Annotated in this window: 18 protein-coding genes; 7 read left to right on the top strand and 11 right to left on the bottom strand. The window is 54.5% G+C overall.

The window, feature by feature from the left end; genetic code table 11:
• Positions 1–24 precede the first annotated feature (24 nt).
• Positions 25–486 (top strand): Lrp/AsnC family transcriptional regulator, encoded by a 462-nt coding sequence (locus tag AB7E06_RS09835; RefSeq protein WP_094195511.1) that lies wholly within the window; start codon positions 25–27, stop codon positions 484–486.
• Between the two features lie 43 nt (positions 487–529).
• Here AB7E06_RS09835 and AB7E06_RS09830 read toward each other — a convergent pair whose 3' ends face one another.
• Complete coding sequence (locus AB7E06_RS09830) at positions 530–1,234, bottom strand: GntR family transcriptional regulator (RefSeq protein ID WP_094195510.1); 705 nt, start codon at positions 1,232–1,234, stop codon at positions 530–532.
• A 108-nt stretch (positions 1,235–1,342) separates the two neighbouring features.
• On the bottom strand, positions 1,343–1,771 hold the full coding sequence (locus AB7E06_RS09825; RefSeq protein ID WP_108728178.1) for a hypothetical protein: 429 nt from the start codon (positions 1,769–1,771) through the stop codon (positions 1,343–1,345).
• Between the two features lie 540 nt (positions 1,772–2,311).
• On the opposite strand from AB7E06_RS09825, the gene lldP reads away from it, so the two are divergent.
• The 4 genes from lldP (at position 2,312) to dld (ending at position 7,698) form a co-directional block, all read left to right on the top strand.
• Entirely contained in the window at positions 2,312–3,979 is a 1,668-nt protein-coding gene (gene lldP, locus AB7E06_RS09820; RefSeq protein WP_094195508.1) for an L-lactate permease, read from the top strand.
• Between the two features lie 79 nt (positions 3,980–4,058).
• The gene (gene lldR / locus AB7E06_RS09815; RefSeq protein WP_108728179.1) at positions 4,059–4,838 is read left to right on the top strand and encodes a transcriptional regulator LldR; all 780 of its coding nucleotides are present in this window, start codon (positions 4,059–4,061) and stop codon (positions 4,836–4,838) included.
• Positions 4,835–5,974: an FMN-dependent L-lactate dehydrogenase LldD gene (gene lldD, locus AB7E06_RS09810; RefSeq protein WP_108728180.1), complete on the top strand. Its 1,140-nt coding sequence runs from the start codon at positions 4,835–4,837 to the stop codon at positions 5,972–5,974. The genes lldR and lldD overlap by 4 nt, the downstream gene beginning before the upstream one ends.
• A 2-nt stretch (positions 5,975–5,976) precedes the next feature.
• Positions 5,977–7,698, top strand: coding sequence for a D-lactate dehydrogenase (gene dld, locus AB7E06_RS09805; RefSeq protein ID WP_427956645.1), 1,722 nt, complete (start codon positions 5,977–5,979; stop codon positions 7,696–7,698).
• Positions 7,699–7,902: 204 nt separating this feature from the next.
• Here the strand turns inward: dld and AB7E06_RS09800 are convergent, their stop codons facing one another.
• From AB7E06_RS09800 to AB7E06_RS09790, 3 genes are all read right to left on the bottom strand, one after another.
• The gene (locus tag AB7E06_RS09800; RefSeq protein ID WP_427956642.1) at positions 7,903–8,463 is read right to left on the bottom strand and encodes a GNAT family N-acetyltransferase; all 561 of its coding nucleotides are present in this window, start codon (positions 8,461–8,463) and stop codon (positions 7,903–7,905) included.
• A gap of 98 nt (positions 8,464–8,561) precedes the next feature.
• Positions 8,562–9,563, bottom strand: a complete 1,002-nt coding sequence (locus tag AB7E06_RS09795; protein ID WP_427956639.1) for a 2Fe-2S iron-sulfur cluster-binding protein — start codon at positions 9,561–9,563, stop codon at positions 8,562–8,564.
• Positions 9,564–9,660: 97 nt separating this feature from the next.
• A complete protein-coding gene (locus AB7E06_RS09790) occupies positions 9,661–10,182 on the bottom strand; it encodes a MarR family winged helix-turn-helix transcriptional regulator (RefSeq protein ID WP_125277392.1) in 522 nt (173 codons plus the stop codon).
• 101 nt (positions 10,183–10,283) lie between these two features.
• Between AB7E06_RS09790 and AB7E06_RS09785 the strand changes: the two genes are divergently transcribed.
• Together AB7E06_RS09785 and AB7E06_RS09780 are read left to right on the top strand one after the other, a co-directional pair.
• Positions 10,284–11,261, top strand: coding sequence for a tripartite tricarboxylate transporter substrate-binding protein (locus AB7E06_RS09785; protein ID WP_427956636.1), 978 nt, complete (start codon positions 10,284–10,286; stop codon positions 11,259–11,261).
• Between the two features lie 18 nt (positions 11,262–11,279).
• Complete coding sequence (locus AB7E06_RS09780; protein ID WP_427956633.1) at positions 11,280–12,842, top strand: sulfatase-like hydrolase/transferase; 1,563 nt, start codon at positions 11,280–11,282, stop codon at positions 12,840–12,842.
• A 103-nt stretch (positions 12,843–12,945) separates the two neighbouring features.
• On the opposite strand, the gene chrA is transcribed toward AB7E06_RS09780, so the two are convergent.
• The 6 genes from chrA to AB7E06_RS09750 form a co-directional block, all read right to left on the bottom strand.
• Positions 12,946–14,175 (bottom strand): chromate efflux transporter, encoded by a 1,230-nt coding sequence (gene chrA / locus AB7E06_RS09775; protein WP_427956630.1) that lies wholly within the window; start codon positions 14,173–14,175, stop codon positions 12,946–12,948.
• A 339-nt stretch (positions 14,176–14,514) separates the two neighbouring features.
• Positions 14,515–15,516, bottom strand: coding sequence for a restriction endonuclease (locus tag AB7E06_RS09770; protein WP_094195498.1), 1,002 nt, complete (start codon positions 15,514–15,516; stop codon positions 14,515–14,517).
• Between the two features lie 73 nt (positions 15,517–15,589).
• Positions 15,590–16,315, bottom strand: a complete 726-nt coding sequence (locus AB7E06_RS09765) for a M48 family metallopeptidase (RefSeq protein WP_376913343.1) — start codon at positions 16,313–16,315, stop codon at positions 15,590–15,592.
• Positions 16,312–19,422, bottom strand: a complete 3,111-nt coding sequence (locus AB7E06_RS09760) for a type I restriction endonuclease subunit R (RefSeq protein ID WP_427956626.1) — start codon at positions 19,420–19,422, stop codon at positions 16,312–16,314. Before AB7E06_RS09760 ends, AB7E06_RS09765 begins: the two co-directional genes overlap by 4 nt.
• A 19-nt stretch (positions 19,423–19,441) precedes the next feature.
• Positions 19,442–20,674, bottom strand: a complete 1,233-nt coding sequence (locus tag AB7E06_RS09755; protein ID WP_427956623.1) for a restriction endonuclease subunit S — start codon at positions 20,672–20,674, stop codon at positions 19,442–19,444.
• Entirely contained in the window at positions 20,667–22,391 is a 1,725-nt protein-coding gene (locus tag AB7E06_RS09750) for a type I restriction-modification system subunit M (protein WP_427956620.1), read from the bottom strand. The genes AB7E06_RS09755 and AB7E06_RS09750 overlap by 8 nt, the downstream gene beginning before the upstream one ends.
• Between the last annotated feature and the right edge of the window lie 195 nt (positions 22,392–22,586).

The following is a 22,586-nucleotide window of genomic DNA, read 5'->3' as shown; positions in this document are numbered from 1 at the left end:
CATAAACATAGATAATTCTAAAACATGAGACTAGACGAGACAGACTTGAAAATCCTGCGCCTTTTGCAGGGCAACGGCAGGCTTAGCAACCAGGAGCTGGCTGACCTGATCGCCCTTTCTCCGTCCTCCTGCCACCGGCGGGTAAAGATTCTGGAGCAAGAGGGCTTGATCGAGAGCTACAGCGCCAATCTCAGTGCGAGCAAGCTGGGTTTTGCCATTGAGGCCTTTGTGGAAGTCAATATTGCGCAGCTCAACGAGAGCGAACATCAGTACCTGAGCAAGGCATTAGCCAACATGGATGAAGTGCTGCATGCCTACATCGTGACCGGGCAGGCGAACTACATGCTGCACATCCGCACGCGCAACTTCGAGACCTTCTCTAATTTTGTGGTCCACAAGCTCAACACGCTGCGCGGCGTCACCAAAATCCATTCACAGATTGTGCTGTCTTGCATCAAGGCCAAAGGGCAGCATTTGCCTGTGTAAACCGCAGTACCGACAAGGTCTGGGTTGGCACCAGCACCGGATTTCAGATGTAGTTCAATTTGAAGCGTCGTTTGAAATGCTCGCTGCGCCACCAGCCCTTGCCACTTTGCACCGGCTTGCCATCGGTATCGAACAAGTCGATACGCTGCACGATCACGGCCTGGTTTTCCTTGATCCACAACTGCTTGGCCATCTCCGCCGACGCATTGGCCATACTGATCTCCTCTTGGGCATGCTGGATGGGCACAGCCAGCACGCAGGTCAACATCTCCACCATGGTGCGTGTTTCCAGTTCCTGCACCGGGATGCGTTCGCCGATCGAGCGCAGCAAGTAGTTTTCCGCCCAATACAGAGGAACAGCCGACTTGTAGCGCACCGCCTGCAGCTTGTAGACCGGTTCATCGGACGCAAAGAACTCGGCAATCTCGGCAGGGGGGGCCACCAAGGACCAGTTGGCAATACGGGTGGTAGTGTCTTTGCCCAGTTGCACCAGATCATTGATGGAGCCTAACTCCCAGGAGCCCGTCTGTTTGCGCTCCAGCACAAAAGTGCCACGGCTGGCAAAGCGTTCAATCAAACCGTTGCGCGTCAGTATCGCCAGACCTTGGCGAACCGTAATTCGGCTGACGCCAAACATTTCGCCCAACTCCGCTTCGGTCGGCAAACGGTCCCCCGGTTTCAGACGACCGTTCTGGATATAACGGGTCAGCTTGTCGGCAAGCTGTTCATAAAGTGGCTTTGTACTCACTGTCTGATCTCGTTCTTATAGATGGCAAGGCGCTGCTGCTTGGCATCCCGATGCACTGCGTTCAGCAAGCATCAGGCCCGTTGCTTGGCGGCCCGCAAGCAACATCGTTTACGCCCGCTCCAAGAGCCCCTTGATCAAGAACATTTCAGCCTCATGCACACAAGAGATTTGCTCCCACGCGGCATCGCTCTGCGTCGCCAGCCTCCAGGTCAACAGGCTCACCACACATTTGTCCGCGCCCAGTTTAAGGACCTCTCCCGGAATCACACGCGACATGTTCCGAAACTGCATGCTTTCCTTGCTGGTGCCGACGTCGTAATCAACCTGGAAACGCTCGGTATCTACATTCAGACGCACATACGTGTCCTGACCGTTAAAGACCGATGTGCCCTTGAACAGGCCCGGCTCCACCTCAGTGCGATTGGCACTGCCCCAGGCCCACTGACCTTGCTGGATGCCATCGGACATGATGGCAAACGCGATTGGCGCGGACCGCTCAACCAGGATGCTGCTGGAATGACAATGTGGATCTTTCATTTACTGTCTCCTGTGGTGTTTGACTATTGTTATGACAATAGAGACATTGTCATGCCAATACTGACGTGAAGCCAGACGGGAAAACACGTAGGTACTCACTCACTCGTCCTGGGTAGCCCAAAAAACCACTCACTTTCCCGAAGGACAATCAGCGGTTGTAGAAGCAGGCGACACCTCAGGTCGGCAGAAGAACACCATCTGGCGCCCCAATTAATTGGGCGACACCCATTTCTGGGTAACGGCATGCAGCCCCCATGCAAGCGCAGGACAGGATATTGCTCTGCGATCAAGCCCAGCAAAGGCATTAACTCGGCAGGTTTCCCTGACTTATTTCCATTAATTGGTCAGACCATTCAATAAAGAAAAAACCAATTAGTCTTAAATTATTAGGGTAAACACTGAGATTCAAGCCAATAAACCCGTGGATACAATGCGCTCTACCCTTGACGATCTCAAGAAATGGTCAGACCAATTCGCTGACCTTCAGGTTCGCTTGCGTTACAAGCGCCTCCCCTTTGCTCCTGCGGAGATAGAACAAACATGCAACAAGCGTGGCTGCAGCAATACGATCCCACCGGCAATATCTGGCTGTCGGCACTGATCGCCCTTATTCCAATCATCTTTTTTTTCCTGGCCCTGACCAAGTTGCGCATGAAGGGCTATCTGGCGGGCACGATTACGGTGCTGCTGGCTCTGGGCGTTGCCCTGTTCTTCTACCGCATGCCGGTTTCTGCGGCGCTGGCCTCGGTGGTCTATGGCTTTTTCTATGGTCTGTGGCCCATTGCCTGGATCATTGTGGCCGCCGTTTTCCTGTACAAAATCTCGGTCAAGACTGGCCAATTCGACGTGATTCGTGCCTCCATCCTGTCCGTCACACCTGACCAGCGTCTACAGCTGATTCTGGTCGGTTTTTGCTTTGGCGCGTTCCTGGAAGGGGCGGCCGGTTTTGGTGCACCCGTTGCCATCACCGCGGCCTTGCTGGCAGGTTTGGGTTTCCGCCCCTTGTACGCTGCCGGTCTGTGCCTGATTGCGAACACCGCTCCGGTTGCTTTCGGTGCCATGGGTATTCCTATCATTGTGGCCGGTCAGGTATCGGGTATTGATCCCTTTGAAATCGGCCAGATGGCCGGTCGCCAGCTACCTTTCATGACTATCATCGTGCTGTTCTGGCTGATGGCCATCATGGACGGCTGGCGCGGCATCAAGGAAACCTGGCCTGCGGTGCTGGTCGGTGGTGGCTCCTTTGCGATTGTGCAGTTCCTGACGGCCAACTACATTGGCCCCGAACTGCCGGACATTACCTCGGCCCTGGTTTCCCTGGTCGTGCTGACCTTGTTCCTGAAAGTGTGGCAACCCAAACGCATCTTCCGTTTTGAGACGCAAGAAGGCACGGCCCCCCAGAACAAGACTGCCGAACAGGCCCCTGCAGCACTGACCACAGGCCGCATCCTCAAAGCCTGGTCGCCCTTCATCATCCTAACTGCCATGGTCACGATCTGGAGTGTGCAGCCCTTCAAAGTGCTGTTTGCCGCCAACGGCCCGCTGGCTTCGACCATCGTGAACATTCCCGTGCCCTTCCTGCACAATCTGGTCGAAAAAGCACCACCCGTGGTCGCCTCGGCCACACCCTATGGCGCGGTCTACGCCTTTAACTGGTTGTCTGCGACCGGCACGGCCATTTTGCTTGCCGCCTTGCTCACGATTATCTTCTTGCGCATGAAGCCCGCAAAAGCGGTCGAGACCTTGGGTGAAACCTTCAAGGAGCTGGCTGTACCTATCTATTCGATCGGTATGGTGCTGGCCTTCGCCTTTATCGCCAACTACTCGGGCCTGTCTGCCACCCTGGCACTGGCCCTGGCCCACACGGGCAAAGCCTTCACCTTCTTCTCGCCGTTTCTGGGCTGGATCGGTGTATTCCTGACCGGTTCCGACACGTCTGCCAACGCCTTGTTTGGTGCCTTGCAGGCAACCACGGCGCAGCAGTTGGGCCTACCTGAAGTGCTGATGGTGGCCGCCAATACCACTGGGGGCGTCACCGGCAAGATGATTTCGCCCCAATCCATTGCCATTGCCTGCGCCGCCGTGGGACTGGCTGGTAAAGAATCCGATCTGTTCCGTTTTACCGTCAAGCACAGCCTGGTCTTTGCTGTCCTTGTCGGCCTGCTGACGACCTTGCAAGCCTATGTGTTACCTTGGATGATCCCCTAAGGGCCCGCCCTCATCCTTTATCAGCAAGGTGCACAGACTCGCGCCTTGCTGATTTATCTTTTCGCTACTTTCAAGAACTATGCGCCTCTCTGATCACGTCGCCCAACAACTACTGGCGCTGATTCAATCCAGCGATTTCAAGGCAGGGCAACGTCTGCCCGCCGAGCGTACGCTGGCAGCTCAATTGAACGTGTCGCGTGCTTCGCTGCGCGAGGCCATTCAGCAACTGAACACCCAAGGCATTTTGCGCAGTCAGGTTGGCTCGGGCACCTACCTGACTTCCCAAACGTCTCAATGGACGCAGCGTTCTGTAGACCCGCTGGCCGCCTTGATGCTGTCCGATCCCCAGTACCGCTACGATGTGCTGGAAGCGCGCATTGCTCTGGAAAGCAGCACCACCTGGCACGCCGCCCTGCGCGCCTCCCCCGACGACAAAGACAAGATCCTGCAGTGCTTCGAGCAAATGATTCGCTACCAGCAAAGTGGCGACACCGAGCAATCTGCCCGGGCCGATGCCCAGTTTCACCTGGCCGTTGCCGAAGCCTCCCACAACCTGGTGCTGGTTCAGGTCATGCGAGGACTGTTCGACCTGGTGCTCAGCAGTGTGACCCAGAACCGGGACATCATCATGTTTGTGCACGACTCGCCCGAAACCATCACACATCTGACCGCGCAGCACGAGGCCCTGGTCAAAGCCATTATTGATGGCGATGCGGCCCGTGCTCGCCACGTTGTCAATGAACACCTTGGTTACGTACGCAACACCCTTATTCAGGCCGACGAAGATCTTGCTCGCCGCGAACGAGCCGCGCGCTTGCAGACACTGCCCTCGACCTTAACGGACTCCGCCCTGCCATGATTATTTCCTCCTCGACCGACTACCGGCGTGCCGCCCAAAAACGACTGCCTCCTTTCCTGTTCCACTACATTGACGGCGGTGCCTACGCCGAGCACACCCTGCGCCGCAATGTGGATGATCTGGCCAATGTCGCCCTGCGCCAGCGTGTGCTGAAAGACATGAGCCAGTTGGATACCAGCATTGAACTGTTTGGTGAAAAGCTGTCCATGCCGGTGGCCCTGTCCCCGGTGGGTCTGACCGGCATGTATGCGCGTCGAGGCGAAGTACAAGCGGCCCAGGCGGCCGATGCACACGGCATTCCCTTTACCATGTCCAGCGTGTCGGTCTGCCCGATCGAGGAGGTGGCCCCACGACTGACACGGCCCATGTGGTTTCAGTTGTATGTGCTCAAAGACCGTGGCTTCATGCGCAATGCGCTGGAACGGGCGCAAGCCGCTGGCTGCAGCACTCTGGTCTTTACCGTGGACATGCCCGTACCCGGCGCACGTTACCGTGATGCCCATTCAGGCATGAGCGGCCCGAACGCCGCCCTGCGCCGCTACGCACAGGCCGTCATGCACCCGCGCTGGGCCTGGGATGTGGGTCTACTGGGCCGTCCGCATGATCTGGGCAATATCTCGCGCTACTTGGGCAAGCCGACGGGCCTGGCCGACTATATGGGCTATCTGGGTGCGAACTTCGACCCTTCCATTTCCTGGAAAGACCTGGAATGGATACGCGAATTCTGGAAAGGTCCCATGGTCATCAAAGGCATTCTGGACCCCGATGACGCGCGCGATGCAGTACGTTTTGGTGCCGATGGCATCATCGTCTCGAACCACGGTGGCCGCCAGTTGGATGGCGTCCTGTCCTCGGCCCGCGCCCTGCCCGCCATTGCCGATGCCGTCAAAGGCCAGATCAAGATTCTGGCGGACTCTGGTGTACGCAGCGGGCTGGACGTGGTGCGCATGATTGCCCTGGGTGCCGATGCTGCCATGCTGGGCCGCGCCTACATCTATGCACTGGCCGCCGCCGGACAATCCGGCGTCGATCACCTGCTTGGCCTGATTGAAAAAGAAATTCGGGTCGCCATGACGCTGACCAGTGTCAGCAGTATTTCCCAGATCAGCTCTGACCTGCTTGTACAGGAGTCTTGACCATGTCAGTTTCCACCGGCGCTGCGGATTTGTTGCAGCAATTGCGCGCTATTGTCGGCAACCCCCACGTCCTGACGGACGACCGCAGCACGCGTCGTTACCGCAAGGGCCACCGTACGGGTGAAGGCAAGGTGTTGGCCGTAGTGCGGCCTGGAACGCTGCTGGAACAATGGCGCAGCCTGCAAGCCGCTGTCGCTGCCGATTGCATCGTGATCATGCAAGCGGCCAATACCGGACTGACGGGCGGCTCCACCCCCGACGGTGACGACTACGACCGTGACATCGTGCTGATGAACACCATGCGCCTACAAGGCATACAGGTCATTAACGATGGCGAGCAGGTTGTCTGCCTACCCGGTGCCACGCTCGATCGTCTGGAACAGACCCTGGCCCCGCTGGAACGTGAACCCCATTCGGTGATTGGCTCCTCGTGTATCGGTGCGTCTGTGCTGGGCGGTGTTTGCAACAACTCCGGCGGTGCACTGGTGCGACGCGGCCCGGCCTACACGGAATTGACGTTGTACGCGCAAGTGCTGGACGATGGCACCTTGCAACTGGTCAATCACCTGGGCATCCATCTGGGGGATACCCCGGAAGAAATTCTGAGCCGCCTGGAACAAGGCAAGTACAGTGTCGCGGACATCATCAACGACCCGGAACGCAAGGCCAGCGACCCACGCTACGCCGAAGCTGTGCGCGATGTGGATGCCCAGACCCCAGCCCGTTTCAATGCCGACCCTTCACGCCTTTACGAAGCCTCCGGCTCGGCCGGCAAGCTGTGCATTTTTGCCGTACGTCTGGATACCTTCCCCAAAGAGGCCAGTACCGTTTTCTACATCGGCACCAACGACCCGGACGAGCTGACTGCCGTACGTCGCCACCTGCTGACGGACCTGCCCCGCCTGCCTATTGCGGGCGAGTACATCCATCGCACCGCCTACGATATTGGCGAACAATACGGCAAAGACACCTTCTTGCTGATCGACCGTTTTGGTACGGCCAAAGTGCCGTCCGCCTTCGCTATGAAAAGCCGTATCGATGGTTTTTTTGAACGCTTTGGCTGGCGCGGCGTCACCGATCGCGTGATCCAGGCAATCATGAACCGCCTGCCCAGCCACCTGCCGCCGCGTATGCGTGAATGGCGTGATCGCTTCGAGCACCACCTGCTGCTGCGCGTCTCCAACGACACCGCCCAGGCCACGCGCGAATTTCTAAGTCAGCAATTTGAAGGCAGCCAGCAAGGTGCCTATTTCGAGTGTGATGCTGAAGAAGGCCGCAAAGCCTTTCTGCATCGCTTTGCCATTGCCGGTGCCGCCATCCGCTACCGTGAGTCGCACCCCAACAGCGTGGAAGATATTGTGGCGCTGGACATTGCCTTGCGCCGCAACGACAAGGAATGGGTGGAGCAACTGCCGGACGATATGGAAAAAGACATCGTCCACAAACTCTACTACGGCCACTTCCTGTGCCACGTGTTCCACCAGGACTACATCGTCAAAAAAGGCGTGGTTCCTCTGGATATGGAACACCGCATGTGGAAGCTGCTGGATGAACGCCGTGCCGAGTACCCGGCCGAGCACAATGTGGGCCACCTGTATATCGCCAAACCTGCCCTGGCCGGGTTTTACCGCGAGCTGGACCCGACCAACACCTTCAACCCCGGTATCGGCCACACTTCGCGTCGCAAGTGGTGGACAGTTTGCTGCGGCGGCAAGCACGACTAAAGACCGCCTTTTCTTGAAGGCACCCACAGGCTGCCAGCCACTCTTTTTCTTGTCCTGCAGCCTGTCTCTTTCATGCCCCCTTCGTTGAGACCCGCAAGTCGCTGGCCTGCCCAACGGGCAAGCCTTACTCACTACACGGTAACCGTCACTGTGGCGGGAGCAGGAATAACGGTTGGCTGACCGAACTCGGTCGAAACCAAGTTTCTATTCCAAGCAACACAGCAGATGGATATCTTCCGGGTCCAGCTCAAACAAACGGGCATCAGGCTCTGGCGCGATTTCAAAACCATGCGCCCTATAGAAATCCACCGTATTCACTGAAGGCGTGGCCGAGGCATAGACCGCCTTCGCACCCCATTCCACAGCCTGTTTCTTGGCCTGATCCAGCAGCCATACGCCCATGCCCTGCCCTCGCAAGGACTGGCTGACGTGCAGAAAGAAAAGTTGACGCCAATCGCCTTGTGGCCCCAAAGGCAAGCTGTCCAGACCCACAGCAGCCAGCAAAGTCTCCCCCTTGAATACGCCCATGAACCAGGCGCCGCGATGAAAGGCGTCCTCATGTTCAGGGTGATATTTTTCCGGATCGCCCTCCGGCCAGCCGCGCAGATCAATATCAGCCGCTTGCTTGTGCAACACGCCATTACGCAACTCGTACAAGCCGTCAATTCGCTCGCTACGGTCTATGGACCACAGCAGGTTCAGTTCGGATTCTTGAAGGGGACGAAACGTGCAGCCGTCAGGCAGAGAAAGAGAGGAGTCAGGCACAGTATTCCATGCAGATGATGGGATAAAACAAGAGTTAAAACGCATAAGGCTCGATAGTAAACAATCGCCACAGGCGCTGCTATGCAGACATGGCCTGCTCAAGGCGTAAAAAACACACTCACATGCAGGTTCTGCACCTTCACTCCGCGTTTAAGCACCATACCGACAGCCTCATCCACCATGGAGGGTGACCCTGCCACATACACCTTCCAGCCATTCAGATCAGGCAGGTCCTGGCCCACCGCATCAGTCACCATGCCCCTTCGGTACGGTGCCACCGGCATCCCCGATAACACAGGCGTAAAGCTCAGATTGGGGTAACGTTCTTGCAAGGCTTTGAACTCGTCTTCGCAGTACAAGTCCCGCCGCTCCCGCACCCCAAAATACACATGAATAGGCTGGCTCATGCCCCAACCCAAGGCCGTCTCTACAATCGACTGGATCGGTGCCAGGCCTGTTCCACCGGCAATACAAAGCATCGGCCCGCCATAGCCATCGCGCAGATAGGATGAGCCTAGTGGCACCGTCAGGCTGACCGACTCACCTTGCTGCAAGACCGTATGCACATAGGCCGAAGCCACCCCACGCGGCACGCGGCGCACGTAAAAATCCAGCTCTGGCGCCCCCGGAGGATTGGCCATGGAATAACTACGCACCGGAGCCTGTCCAAACTTGATATCCGCGTACTGCCCCGCAAAGAAAATCAACGGTTCCTGACCATCCAAACGTATTCTCACCAGCCGGATATCGTGGGTCAGATCCTTGATACAGGACACGGTGCCCGTCAGTTCTCGGGACGGAATCAAGCCCCGAACATCATCGGTCCCTATCCAGCCCACCGTCACATCGGTTTGAGGAACCGCTCTACAGGCCAGAATCAGGCCCCTGGCCTTTTGTTCCTCGGTCAACGCAAAGCGGGAGTACTCCATCATCTCCACCCGCCCCTTGACCAGGCGCGTCTTACAGCCCCCGCATACCCCTGTCTTGCAGCCGTGAGGGTAAGAGATCCCGTGCTCCAGGGCAGCCTGCAAAATGGTTTGATGATCCTGTGCCTGAATGTGCTCTTGTCTCTGCTGGATAAGAATAGTTTTGCCAGCCATGCTTGCCTCTCCTCGCTCCTTTCGGGCCATAGTGCTGCACTCTTGCTCGAGAAGCAATCAGAAGAAACAGAAGTCATAAGCCGGTGCGCGGACCAACTTAACGATTCCGACGAGCCCGCTCCTGCACCACATTACTTTCCAGCACTAAAGCCGCCCGGCTGCTAATCCGGTCCAGCATGCTGCTCAGGGCCGTCATTTCTGCGGCACTCAGGTCCTGAAAGATCTCCTCGTTCAAGGAGGCCACAATCGGCATGACCTCCTTGTAACGCTGCATACCCAACTCCGTTACCGAGACATGCACCACACGCGTGTCTTTGGTATCGCGCGTGCGCTTTAACAAGCCCTTTTCACACAGAGAGCTGACCGCCCGGGAACAGCGTGCCGTATCCAGCGATACGGCCTCAGCCAAGGCCGTGCCCGTCAAGGCGGGGTGCATGCTGGCGATAGCCAGAATGCGCCATTCACGGCGCGTGATATTGAAGCGCCCCTCGCACAAGCGAATGAAAATCGGGTTGCCTGCTGACCAGGCCCGATACAACTGGAACATCATCATGGCCGGAAGCGTAGGAGCCGGAGCGGCGCTTGCCGGGGTAGAAGAAGACGGGGAGGGGCTGACCATAGAAGGACCTTTAGCCTTAAAGATACTTGATTAGAACAAGTATCAGCCCCCTTGGTAAGCTGCGGTAAAAACTGATGGAAATCAAAAAAAGGAGACAAATCATGACCAAGAACCGCCTTCGCGCCACGCTAACAAGCTGTCTGCTGTCAGGGCTGTTGTTCACTGGCTTATCCCACGCAGCCACCCCCATTGAAGACCTGACCGTCGTTGTCCCTTATGCCCCCGGAGGCGCCTCTGATCGAGCTGCCCGCATTGTGTCAGACAGCCTGCACCAAAAACTTGGCATTCCCGTGGTGGTCGAGAACAAAACTGGCGCGGGGGGCCGAATTGCCGCCCAGTATGTCAAAAATACAGCGGCAGACAAGAATGTGCTGATCCTGGCCAATCCCGCCATCATGGTGGTCGCCCCCCTGGTTTTCAACGACATCCCGTACAAGCCCGACAGCGACTTTCAAGCGGTTTCCATGGTGACCGAATACGGCTTTGGGGTGGCTGTATCGGCAGACAGCGACATTAAAACCATGGATCAACTGATCACCTGGGCCAAGGAGCATCCCGGTGCTTTCAATATCGGGGTTCCCGCAACCGGCAGCCTGCCGCACTTCTTTGGCCTGATGCTGTCCCAGCAAATTGGCTCCAAGGGCGAGATTATTGGCTACCGTGGCTCGGCCCCTGTGATTACCGACCTGATCGGCGGCATTTTGCCCGTGGCTATTGATACGCTGGATGTGCTAACCGCCCAACACCAAGGCAAACGCATCCGCATTCTGGCTACTTCCGGCAGCGAGCGTGAAACCGCCCTGCCAGACGTCCCCACCCTAAAGCAGTCGGGTGTTGAGCTGGAAGCCTCGGGCTGGAATGCTTTCTTCGCCCCCGCCTCCATGCCTGCCAACAAAGTGACCCAACTGGGCGAAGCGATCAAGGCTGTCACCAGCGACCCGGCCCTGCAAGAGACACTGCTGAAAAATGAATTGATTCCTGTGTCTGCCAATGCAGAAGAAACCAGCGTCCGCATCGAACAATTCCGCCAACAATGGGCACCCGTTATTCAAGCCTCCGGCTTTAAAGTCACGCAATAAACCAGCAACACAAACAACATGACACAACGCAAGAACGTCCTGTTCATCATGGCCGATCAGCTACGCGCTGATCACCTGGCCTGCTACGGGCACCCTCATATTCGTACCCCCCATCTGGATGCACTGGCTGCCAAAGGGGTGCGCTTTGATCGCGCTTTCGTTAACTCCGGCGTTTGCGGCCCATCGCGCATGAGCTACTACACAGGCCGCTATCCTTCTACTCATGGTGCCACCTGGAACCGCGTGCCCTTGTCGGTAGGCGAGGTCACCATGGGCGAGTACTTGCGCGCCGGTGGGCACAAGCTGGTGCTGGCGGGTAAAACCCATATCATGGTTGACCACAAAGGACTGGAGCGACTGGCACTGGACGGCGGCAGCGAGCTGGCCCGCCTGCTGAAAACAGGTGGCTTTGAGGAAATAGACCGCTACGACGGCCATCACGAACCGGGCGAAGAAAGCGGCTACCCGGCCTACCTGCGACGTCATGGCTACCAGTCCGATGACCCATGGACAGACTTTGTCATCTCCGCACGCGGCCCTGATGGAAAGGCCGTCAGCGGCTGGCATATGCGCAATGCCCGCTACCCCTCTCTGGTGGAAGAAAAGCACTCGGAAACGGCCTATATGACGGATCAGGCCCTGTCCTTCATGGAGCGCATGGGAGACGAACCCTGGGTCCTGCACCTGAGCTACGTCAAACCCCATTGGCCCTATATTGCCCCCGCGCCCTACCACGATATGTACAGCACAGATCAATGCCTGCCCGTGGTCCGCAACGAGGCCGAACTTAGCAACGCGCACCCTGTGCTAGAAGCCTACCGCCAGCAAGAAGAATGCGTCAGCTTTGCCAGTGACACCTGCGTGGAGACCGTCCGACCCGCCTACCAGGGGCTGATCACCCAATTGGACGACCACCTGGGTCGCTTGTTCGACTTCATGTCCCGCAATGGCCTGATGGACAACACCCTGATCATCTTCACCGCCGATCACGGGGACTTCCTGGGCGATCATTGGCTGGGCGAGAAAGAGCTGTTCTACGACACCGTGCAGCGCGTGCCTTTCATCGTCTACGACCCGTCTCCGGAAGCGGACGCTACGCGTGGAACCGTCGATGACAGAATGGTCGAAGCCGTGGATGTACTGCCCACCATGCTCTCCTGGCTGGGCCTACCACCGGCCCCGCACCGCATTGAGGGACGAGACCTGCTGCCCCTGCTGCGTGGTGCCCAGCCCCCGTGGCGCGACTGCGTGTTTTCCGAACTGGACTACAGCTATCGACTGGCGCGCGTGCTACGTGACAAATCACCGTCCAATGCCAGAGCCTGGTCCCTGCGCAGCGACCGTTGGCGTTATGTGTATTGGCTGGACGAGCCCGAGCAGCTTTACGATCTGCATGCAGACCCAGAACAGTTCAACGACCTGGGCCAATCTGCCGAGCATGAGCACATACGGGAAGAATGCCGAGAACGCTTGCTGCAATGGTTTACCAGCCTGAAACGCCGTACTACCGTGACCGAAGAAGAAGTCGAACGCGGCACCAATGCGTATAAAAAGGCAGGGGTGTTTTTTGGGCAGTGGTAAAGCCTAGAAGCTTGCTTGGCTTGGCGCTGTCAGCCTGAAGTCTGAAAGCGCCAAGCCACCGTCTTTCTACAGGTCAAGAGCAAGCAACCAGGAGCCGCTATCGTCAAAGGACAGAGATCCCCCAGGCTCCCAACCCCGCCAAAAGCACCACCACGACAGGAGGCACCCGCCCTACCGTCAGCAAACCGAACAAAAGCAAAGCCAGCGCAACATCTGCCCGACTGTGAATGGCACTGGTCCACACCGGGTCATACAGAGCCACACCCAGAATGCCGACCACACCTGCATTCACACCGGCCATCGCCGTCCGCATCCCTGCCCTATGCCGCAAACCCTGCCAAAAAGGCAAAACACCAATCAGAATCAAGACCGCCGGTATAAAAATCACCACCAATAAAACCAGTCCACCCAGCCATCCGTGCAAGGGCCCTTGAGCCATCGCCCCGATATACGCCGCAAAGGTAAACAAGGGTCCCGGTACCGCTTGAGCGGCACCATAACCCACCATCAAATCCGCATTGCTGACCACCCCGCTCGGCACCACCGAGGCCTGCAATAATGGCAACACCACATGCCCACCCCCAAACACCAAGGCCCCGGAGCGATACACCCCTTCCAGCAACTGCGCCGTAGACGAACCCGTCGCCGCTGCCCAAACAGGCAAGGCAATCAGCAGACCCGCAAACAGCAGCAAAGCCACTATCCCCACCTTGCGCGACACCGGATACGCATGGGCCTGCGCCGCACCTGCCTGAATGACATCCAACCTCCACCAGGCCAACAGGCCCGTGATCACAATAGCGGCCACCTGTCCGAACGCAGAGGGCAGCAAAAGACTCAACAAAGCCGCCAGAATCGCCAAGGCCGCTCTGGCGCGATCAGGACATAAAGAGCGAGCCATCCCCAGCACCGCCTGCGCCACAATCGCAACAGCCACGATCTTGAGACCATGCACCCAAGCAGACTCGGCAACCCCCTGGAACCCGGCCAAACTCAAGGCAAACAGAATCAACACCATCGCCGAAGGCAAGGTAAAACCCGTCCAGGCAGCCAGTAAACCCAGCCAGCCCGCACGCCCCAAACCAATCGCCATCCCCACCTGACTGCTGGCCGGCCCCGGCAAGAACTGACACAGGGCGACCAGATCCGAATAACTGCGATCATCCAGCCAGCGACGACGCTCCACAAACTCCGCACGGAAATAGCCCAGATGCGCGATCGGCCCACCAAATGAGCTCAGGCCCAGTTTCAGGAAGGCCCAAAAGACCTCCAGAGGCTTGCCTTGTTGAATCGCCGCCTGCTGCGCTAAAGGCGTATTCCTAGAACCATTCATCGCTGTTAGCCCCCCCCGAAAGTCGTCAAATGCACTGACACATTGCGCCTGAGTCTACTTGTCTTTCGTTATAGCTATGTGAGGTTTCAGGCAGTGAGCGCAGTTTTTATGCACCATGAACGGATCTACCCACCAAATGAACGGTGCCATGGTACGAGGCAAGCTTAAAGGAGTGGTGTACGAAGAAACGGCAGGCAAAAGAGATGACCCAGGAGGGCCACCCAATCTAGCCGAGATCCTGGAGCACTTACAAGGGAACTAAGGTCACAACAACCCGTACGACTCCTGATCCACGGCCCAGCCGCCCTATAGGCAACCATACAATGCCATGGGCAATACCTAGGCAGGCACGTAAAAATACTTAAGCGGTACTAATTGCTTGGTCACCGTGTCCGTATCCTGATAATTAGCCATTAGTGCCCTTGCCAACTCTTCCAGAGTCCAAAGCATCAACGGCACATTAGCCCGATCAGCTTCGTAATAGGCATCTTTAGTAAAACCGCCGGTACTGACAAAGAGCCCTCTATCATCCTTATGGCGGCCTCCTAGGAAACTACGTATTTGATGACTGGAAATACGACCATTCCGGTGCTTGACTTCAACGACGATACGAGGCTGTTGGAACCCGAATCCGTCCGGGGACGCCAAGATATCTTTACCCCTGTCTGCACCACTTGAGGACACCGTTGTTTTATAGCCCATAGCACGTAATATGCCAGCGACTAGCTCCTGCATGTCCTCCCAACCCAATCCATTGATTTGATCCTTGATGCGCTCAAATGCAATATCACTAAGCCCTTTCAATGGATCATCCAACTGCTCATCATTCAGCTTCTCAAGCACTGGCTTAACGGTGCTTGGCTTACCTGACACAAGAGCCAGCAGCTCCTGACGAGCAAAGTCAGGGACCTTGAAAACGGTAAGCGTAGAACCCAAGCTATTTTTACTGGCGACACTCAGAGAGTCTCGATCAAGCTCTGTCGGCTTCCACTCGACCAGCCGAGTTAAAGCCATACCGTCGTCCAAACCGCCAGGATTATATTGAGCAGGGCCTTTAAACTTTCCAATCAAATAGGTCCGTGTCGCTGGCGAATAAGTGACCACATCATCATCTTCTTTAACTTCATTCACAAAGCGAAAAACCTGTGAGGCCCCTGAGATAGCAGTACCTTCTTTGATCCCAGGCTCTGCCGCCAAGTAGGCTTGGGTCAGAGCCTGACGGGAAACACCTGGCTTAGCGCGTTCGGCAATTTGCCCCCAGCCAATTGCCGCCCTGCTTTGCTCACGAAAATCGTCGTAAAGACGGCCCGCGTCTCCTCGAATCATCCACATGGTTTTCATAAAGTGATGTGCCCTTTCAATGACCTCATAACAACAAACCGCTGCACAACCGTCCCCAGCCCAGATTTTTAGGTCAAACCCGTAGCCTTTCCCCGTTTTCCCTCAGCCACAAGCGACACTCTAGATAATCGGGCATCACCCGCGCCACTTCCTTCCAAAATACAGGCGAATGATCATGGCGAATAAGATGACAAAGCTCGTGAATCACCACGTAATCCACCATCCTGTTCGGGGCCATAGTGATCTGCCAGTTGAACTCTAGCTTGCCGTGGGCGGTACAACTTCCCCAACGGGACCGAAAGGTTTTAACGCCTACACCATTAGGGAGGACGCCTACGATAGGCGCAAAACGCGCTACTTTTTCTGACAGCTTTTGTGCTGCTTGCCGCTTGTACCAACGCACCAAAGCATTTCGTACCATATGCGGCTGCTCACTACCTTGTGGAGCACGGACAAGCAGCCTGCCTTGTATCAGGCGCACAGGAGCAAAGTTGCCGTGCTCCACCTTCAAACGGTAATTGCGCCCCAGGTAAGGAAAGGCCTCCCCAGAGACAAATGCTTTGCCATTAGCAGGTGCTATCTCTTGATATAGCGCCAACTTCTCTTTAATCCAGGGCCGTTTTTTCGCCAAAATCTGATCGATTTTATCGACGCTAACATCGCGGGGAACCACAATGGAAACAGCACCGTCCTCGACACGCAAATCAGCCGTTTTCTTCCGATCTGTACGAATGACTTCAGCTATAAACCCGTCACCGTCACGAAACTCACCTTCTGCGTTGTTATTAGTATCGATCATGACGCAAACTTGGTTTTTGCAAGTTCCATAAACCGATCTTGAAGCACACTTACCAAGGCTCTATCGTTAAACGAACAATCCATAAGCGCACGTTTAATTTCTTTTTTCATGCGCTTGATCTCATCCGGTTTCCGAAAAAAATCCACAATACGGGTCGCTTCCTCAAAAACACCCACCAGTGCCTGGCTTTTCAGCTTGATTTCGTCATTCACTGTCTCGCTAACCGTATCCTCACCCAAAAGTTGCGTTACTTCCGCCATCAAAATGTTGTAGAACGCATACTCAGTTGGGTTTAAACCCAGAGCCTCAGCCGCCTGCTGGTGGTCGGTCTTCATGGTGCCAACCATATGCAGCAGCAACTCCAACTGCTGCTCCCACTTACCATTTGTTTGCTCAATAATGTCCCGTAAGCGCAGGCTCAGCGACTTATAGTATTCGGGGTCTTCATCCAGATTCACGGTGATATGGTGCTTGATGGCACTTTCGATTTCTGATGCCCGTGACTCCAGCGACTTGGTTTCGTCGATACTTTCCTTGAAGTTTGCATCCATCAAATCTATAGGCGGGATCTTCGGGTCAACGCCGGTACTGATGATATGTTCATCCACCAGCTTGCGTACCTTAGCTCCCGCATCATGCAGATTTAGACCCGGGTCGTAATACCTGTTACGAGCGGCATGCTGCACTTTGCCCCATAGTCGAAGGTCCGCTAAAAAAGGTTTAGCGGCTGCATCAGGCAAAACAACGTCCATCTGTTTTGCAAACTTCTTAAAGGCCATATCAAACTGTTGACGAATTTCCTCATCTTTGAGGTGCAAAACATAGTCATCAACATCGTGACCCTGTACCGTTTTAAAGATGGCTGCCACTCGAGTATGAGCGGCCTCCAACTTAGGAATCTCGTCGCGCAAGGTCACATAACTACCTTCCACATCGTCGCTGCTAAACAGATCCAATGCCTGCGTCAAATGATCCGATAGCCCGTAGTAATCCACGATGAAACCGGCTTGTTTTCCTTTATAGGTACGATTGACGCGTGCGATGGCCTGCATCAAGGTGTGATCTTTCAGGCTACGGTCGATATACATCACTTGAGCGATCGGCGCATCAAAACCCGTCAGCAGCATGTCCTTCACAATGAGCAAAGCGGTCGGGTCTTCATCCAACGGCTTGGTGAAGTCCTTGATAATGGACTTCTGACGCGTGCTATCGGTGTACTGCGCCAGATAGGCCGGGTCGTTATGACTACCCGAAATAATCACTTCACTTGGCGGTGCACCCAACTCATCCAGAGTCTTTTTAAAGACAGTCGCAGCATGGCGACTGCCGACAACGATCATGCCTTTAAAGCCGTTAGGCAGGATATGTTCTCGGTAATGCTTTAAAAGGTCGATGCAAACCCAACGAATCCGTGCTGGTGCTTCACGCACAGCACGCTCAACACCATATTTCTTCTTGATCGCTCGCTTGTATTCCTCGCTGTAGTCTTGAAAATATTCTTCAAACAAAACGTCCAGCGAATCACCCACAACATCGGTTTTCACCTGACGCCCTTCATAGATGATGCGCACCGTAGCACCATCCTCAACAGCTTCATTGATCTTGTACTGATCGATATAACCGCCAAAAGCCTGATCCATTTTCTGGGTCTTCAGCAATGGTGTACCCGTAAAACCAATCTTGGGCGCGTTGGGCAGAGCGGCATTAATAGTCATGGCTAAGCCACCAAACTGCGTCCGATGTGCTTCGTCTGCCAGCACAATAATCTTGTCGCTGATGTTCAGCTTGCTAAAGTCGCCTTCTTGTTCAGCTTCCTGAAACTTCTGCACCATGGCCGTCACAATGTCGGACGCATCCTTTTGCAGCAAGCAGCGTAGATCAGCCACTGAATCCGCGTTATGAACTGTCTCGTTTTGCGCATTACGAAAAGTCGTGGACAGTTGGCTGTCTAGTTGAGTGCGGTCAGTCACAAACACCAGCTTGTATTGCTTCAAGACCGGATCGCGCCGCATCTTCACCGCCAGCATAACCATCGTCAGGCTTTTACCTGACCCTTGGGTATGCCACACCACGCCCGACTTTTCTTTACGGGTGGCTCCATTCTTCAGACGGTCAATAACCTTGTTAACCGCTCGATACTGTTGATAGCGAGCCACTTTCTTGATCAGACGACCATCAATCGGCTCGTAGATCACAAAGTTTTGAATAATGTCCAGAAAGTGCGAGCGGTAAAACATACCCGCTAGCAGGCACTCTTGTGCGGTAATCGCGGCAGGTGCACTGTGGGCACGCTCTGCAGGGCGTGTCGCAGTGATGAGATAAGGAGCTGCCGACATATCGCTAAACTGGGTAGATAATGTGTCGTCGGCGATTGGCGCCTCCAAGAGATCACGAACCTGGCCGACAGTCAGCGGATAAGCATCCTTCCAATCGGCGTAATGCGACATGCCTGAACTAATCGTTCCTACCTTGGCTTGATCGCGGCAGGTAGACACCATCAACTGGTTGTACCAGAACAGTTTCTGCGCGCCCTCTTCGGCTGATGGCTCACGCAAATTGGCATAACGGTGCAACTGATCTATGCCCTGCGCCACTGCATCTGCAATGTAAGGCGATTTGCACTCGATCACGGCCAAGGGCAAGCCGTTCACGAAGCAAACAATATCGGGAATGATCTTCTGGTTCGGGCCTTCGATTTTGAACTGAGTGGTACAAAGAAAATCGTTATTGTCCGGGGTGTCGAAATCAATAATCTTGACTGTCTGGCCCTTGCGCCCTTTCCCAAGGTCTTGCTCGACAGACACATAATTAACCAGCATTTGCCAAAACGCTTGGTTGTACTCCATCAGCCCGGCATGGATCGGATGCGTGATGTCACGCAGCACCTTACGTAGATTCTCCTCGCTAACCCATGGGTTTAGGCGTTGGATTGCCCGCTCCAAGCGATTGGCTAGTACGACATCGCGGTAATAGGCCCGCTCAGCTTTTTGGCCGTATTGGGTCGGCGCATCAGGCGTGAGCAGCGTGCCAGGAACATACGTCCAACCTAGACGCTGCAGCAGTTCAATGGCGGGCTGTTCAACTTTCTGGATTTCGTCTTGGAACATGGCAAAGGGCGGCAACGCCTTAGGCGGCTACAGTTTCTGGGGAATCTACCTTGACGCGGACTTTGCCGGTTAGGAGGTCTTGCATTAGGGATTTTTTCAAAATTTGGAGAGTCTCTAGATAGTTAATGGAGTTTTGCAACCGTTTATCAAAAGATTGCAACACCTCACAGACCCTCCGTTGTTCATGGATGGGGGGAAGCAAGACAGGAAAAGCTTTTAATTGGGTAGAGTTCAAGCTTGCCAGGTTCGTCGTCTGCTTCGCACATCCCAAGTAATACTTTTTCCCGTATTCACTACCTGACAGGTAATTAAAAAAAATAGGTAGAAGTTTGGATTTTTCTGTTCTAACCACGAATACATGATTTTGATGTACGCAGGGCGAAATTTGATTGTGCCAAATAAACCCTCGTCCTAGTTTGTCGATATCTCCCCCTTCATTGACAAGTACATCTTCATGACGGAGCAAGAAGCGGTTAAGCCTAGATACCTCGAGAGAAATTGTTTTTATCTCCCTTAGGTCCAAGTATCCATCCTGAACGTTTGCTACCCTTAGGTAAGGAACCTCAATCAAATTTCCTGTGATTTTTCCATTCTTAGCTATGCCTGTCTGTATTACCGCAACATCCTGAAGAAGGCAACATGACCAACTCGCTGGAATTCTTCCTACCTGAGAATCCTTGAATTCTGTATGCCCAATCCCTTGTGTCAGCAAGTCCTGCATCATGCCGGTTTTCAGCTCTTTGAGCTTGTCGATTTGGGCACGCGTTTTTTCGATCACGTTATCAACAGATGACAGGATGGTGGCGATTTTTTGTTGTTCGGGGAGGGGGGGGGCTAAAAACCTTATCTCTCTCATATCTGATTGATTTAGCTTGGCCCGCGTTCCACCATTAATAAACTTTAGAATATTTTTGTGAACAAGGCTGTAGTGTAAAAACCTTGTGCTGTAATTAGGTTTTGCTTTCAGAATATGGGCATGATTATTAACCCAAAACCTACCAGAAACTAAGTAAGAAATTGGTCGACTCTCCCATTCATCGAAATAGCCTCCATCCTCTGCTAGCAAAAGATACTCACCATCAAATATGAAGCTGTCAATGTACCCTTGAACACCATTAGCACCGTAGTAAGGATACTGACCTTTTCGGCTCATCCTTTCTTGTGAATTTAAGGGTATACGCTGTGAGTCATATATATCACAGCTCAAATTTATATCGACGCTTGCCCAACCCTTAGGACTCTCCTCACTCATACCCCAACTCCTTCAAATACCCACGCATCACCTTCTCTGCCTCAGCCACCTGCACATCTAGCTCATTCAGCGACACGCGATATTTATCCCACCAGCGCTCTAATTGAGTGATCACCTTGCTATCAACATCCCCCACCGCTTCCCGAATCTGCTCTTTCGTCTCGATCTGCGGTTTGAACTCGTAATACGCATCGTCGCGCTTTACAAATACAGCCGACACATCAAAATTCTCCAGAATTTCCTCACGGATGTATTCGCTTTCGACCTCACGCACAGGAATGCCGCCATGCAAGATAGCCCGCACATCAAAAATCTCGGGAGGGGGTGATGTATCCGCATACCGACGAATATTCAAGTTGTAGTCGTTCTGAGCGATCTCTTCCAAAGAAACGATTTCCGAGTACCGTTTGATCCGGGTATAGCCCTCAAACGTACTGACAATCTTGTCGATATCGATATCACGCAGCTTGTTCTGGTTTTTGCCTTCTTCGTATTCCAACTCGCCGTTAATAAAAAGCACCTTGCCTTGGCGCGATACCGGTTTGTTCTTGTTGATAATCAATAAGCAAGCCGGAATGCCTGTGCCATAAAACAAACCCGCAGGCAGTCCAATGACGGCTTCGAGCAAGTCACTGCCCAAGATGCCTTTACGAATTTCTTTCTCGCTGGAGCCACGAAACAAAACACCGTGTGGCATGACCACACCCATCACGCCATCCGCATTCAAGCTGGCGATCATGTGCTGTACAAAGGCCAGGTCACCAGCATCTTTGGGCGGAGTACCGTAGGGGAAGCGGCCAAAGGCATCGTTGTCGGCTTCCTCTTTACCCCACATTTTCAAGCTGAATGGCGGGTTGGCGATGACCCGATCAAACGTCATCAACTCACCCTGATGAGTGTGTTGCGGTTCGCGCAGCGTATCGCCCTTACGAATATCGGCGCTATAGACCCCGTGCAAGAACATGTTCATCTTGCAGATGGCCCAGGTATTCAGGTTCATTTCTTGGCCGAACAAGGACAGGTTCGCGGGGTTCTCACCGTGACTGGCCAGGTAGTTACGCGTCTGGATCAGCATGCCGCCCGACCCGCAGGTGGGGTCATAAACACGCATCCCGGCGGTAGGTTTAAGTAGAGACACCAGAAGCTGTACCACTTCGGATGGGGTATAAAACTCACCGCCCTTTTTGCCAGCACTGTCGGCGAACATCTTAATAAGATATTCGTAAGCCGTGCCTAGCAAGTCAGTGCGCTCGAAGTCTGCATTGCGCAGCCGGTAGCGACTGAAATGGCTAAGCAAGTCGCGCAGCTTTTTATCGGACAACTTGTTCTTGATATTGAAATCAATAGAGACCAACACGCCTTCCAGGGTGGTGTTGTATTCTTCGATCGCTTCCGTGGCTTTATTAAGTTCCGCACCAATATCATGCTTCAGCTCTTTTAGCGCGTCCCAACGGGCCACAGGAGGGATGTAGAAAGCCCTGTCGTACTCATCCTCATCATCGGCCAGCTCATGAGCCTCCGCCTTCGTTTTACCTTTATCCAGGTAGTACTGAATTACGCTGTCCCGAGCTTCATCGAACGCATCAGACAGTCGTTTCAAAAACATCATCCCGAAGATATAGTCCTTGAATTCAGATGCATCCATGTTGCCGCGCAAAATATCGGCGGCGTCCCAGAGAAAGGATTCAAGTTGCTGGAGGGTAATACGTTGGGTCATGCTAGAAATTCCGAGGGATAGATCAACGGCCTGAATACGCCGTTCACGGCATATCAGCGTGCAAGCGTCTACCGCGAGCTGCGCAATGATTGTGTGATGTTCTTGTCTTAGCGTCAAACTTAGATACAGGCACGACTGTACGTAAAGACGCACGGGTGCACCAAGGCTGTACCTAAGCAAACTTTGAGGAAAATC

This window comes from Alcaligenes sp. (assembly GCF_050255915.1).
Lineage (GTDB): Bacteria > Pseudomonadota > Gammaproteobacteria > Burkholderiales > Burkholderiaceae_B > Alcaligenes > Alcaligenes aquatilis.
This window is presented reverse-complemented; position numbering and strand designations above follow the sequence as displayed.

Coding starts and splice junctions, on each gene's coding strand:
- AB7E06_RS09835 (WP_094195511.1), top strand. CDS start 25: ATGAGACTAGACGAGACAGACTTGAAAATCCTGCGCCTTTTGCAGGGC.
- AB7E06_RS09825 (WP_108728178.1), bottom strand. CDS start 1,771: ATGAAAGATCCACATTGTCATTCCAGCAGCATCCTGGTTGAGCGGTCC.
- lldP (WP_094195508.1), top strand. CDS start 2,312: ATGCAACAAGCGTGGCTGCAGCAATACGATCCCACCGGCAATATCTGG.
- lldR (WP_108728179.1), top strand. CDS start 4,059: ATGCGCCTCTCTGATCACGTCGCCCAACAACTACTGGCGCTGATTCAA.
- lldD (WP_108728180.1), top strand. CDS start 4,835: ATGATTATTTCCTCCTCGACCGACTACCGGCGTGCCGCCCAAAAACGA.
- dld (WP_427956645.1), top strand. CDS start 5,977: ATGTCAGTTTCCACCGGCGCTGCGGATTTGTTGCAGCAATTGCGCGCT.
- AB7E06_RS09795 (WP_427956639.1), bottom strand. CDS start 9,563: ATGGCTGGCAAAACTATTCTTATCCAGCAGAGACAAGAGCACATTCAG.
- AB7E06_RS09790 (WP_125277392.1), bottom strand. CDS start 10,182: ATGGTCAGCCCCTCCCCGTCTTCTTCTACCCCGGCAAGCGCCGCTCCG.
- AB7E06_RS09785 (WP_427956636.1), top strand. CDS start 10,284: ATGACCAAGAACCGCCTTCGCGCCACGCTAACAAGCTGTCTGCTGTCA.
- AB7E06_RS09780 (WP_427956633.1), top strand. CDS start 11,280: ATGACACAACGCAAGAACGTCCTGTTCATCATGGCCGATCAGCTACGC.
- chrA (WP_427956630.1), bottom strand. CDS start 14,175: ATGAATGGTTCTAGGAATACGCCTTTAGCGCAGCAGGCGGCGATTCAA.
- AB7E06_RS09770 (WP_094195498.1), bottom strand. CDS start 15,516: ATGAAAACCATGTGGATGATTCGAGGAGACGCGGGCCGTCTTTACGAC.
- AB7E06_RS09765 (WP_376913343.1), bottom strand. CDS start 16,315: ATGATCGATACTAATAACAACGCAGAAGGTGAGTTTCGTGACGGTGAC.
- AB7E06_RS09760 (WP_427956626.1), bottom strand. CDS start 19,422: ATGTTCCAAGACGAAATCCAGAAAGTTGAACAGCCCGCCATTGAACTG.
- AB7E06_RS09755 (WP_427956623.1), bottom strand. CDS start 20,674: ATGAGTGAGGAGAGTCCTAAGGGTTGGGCAAGCGTCGATATAAATTTG.
- AB7E06_RS09750 (WP_427956620.1), bottom strand. CDS start 22,391: ATGACCCAACGTATTACCCTCCAGCAACTTGAATCCTTTCTCTGGGAC.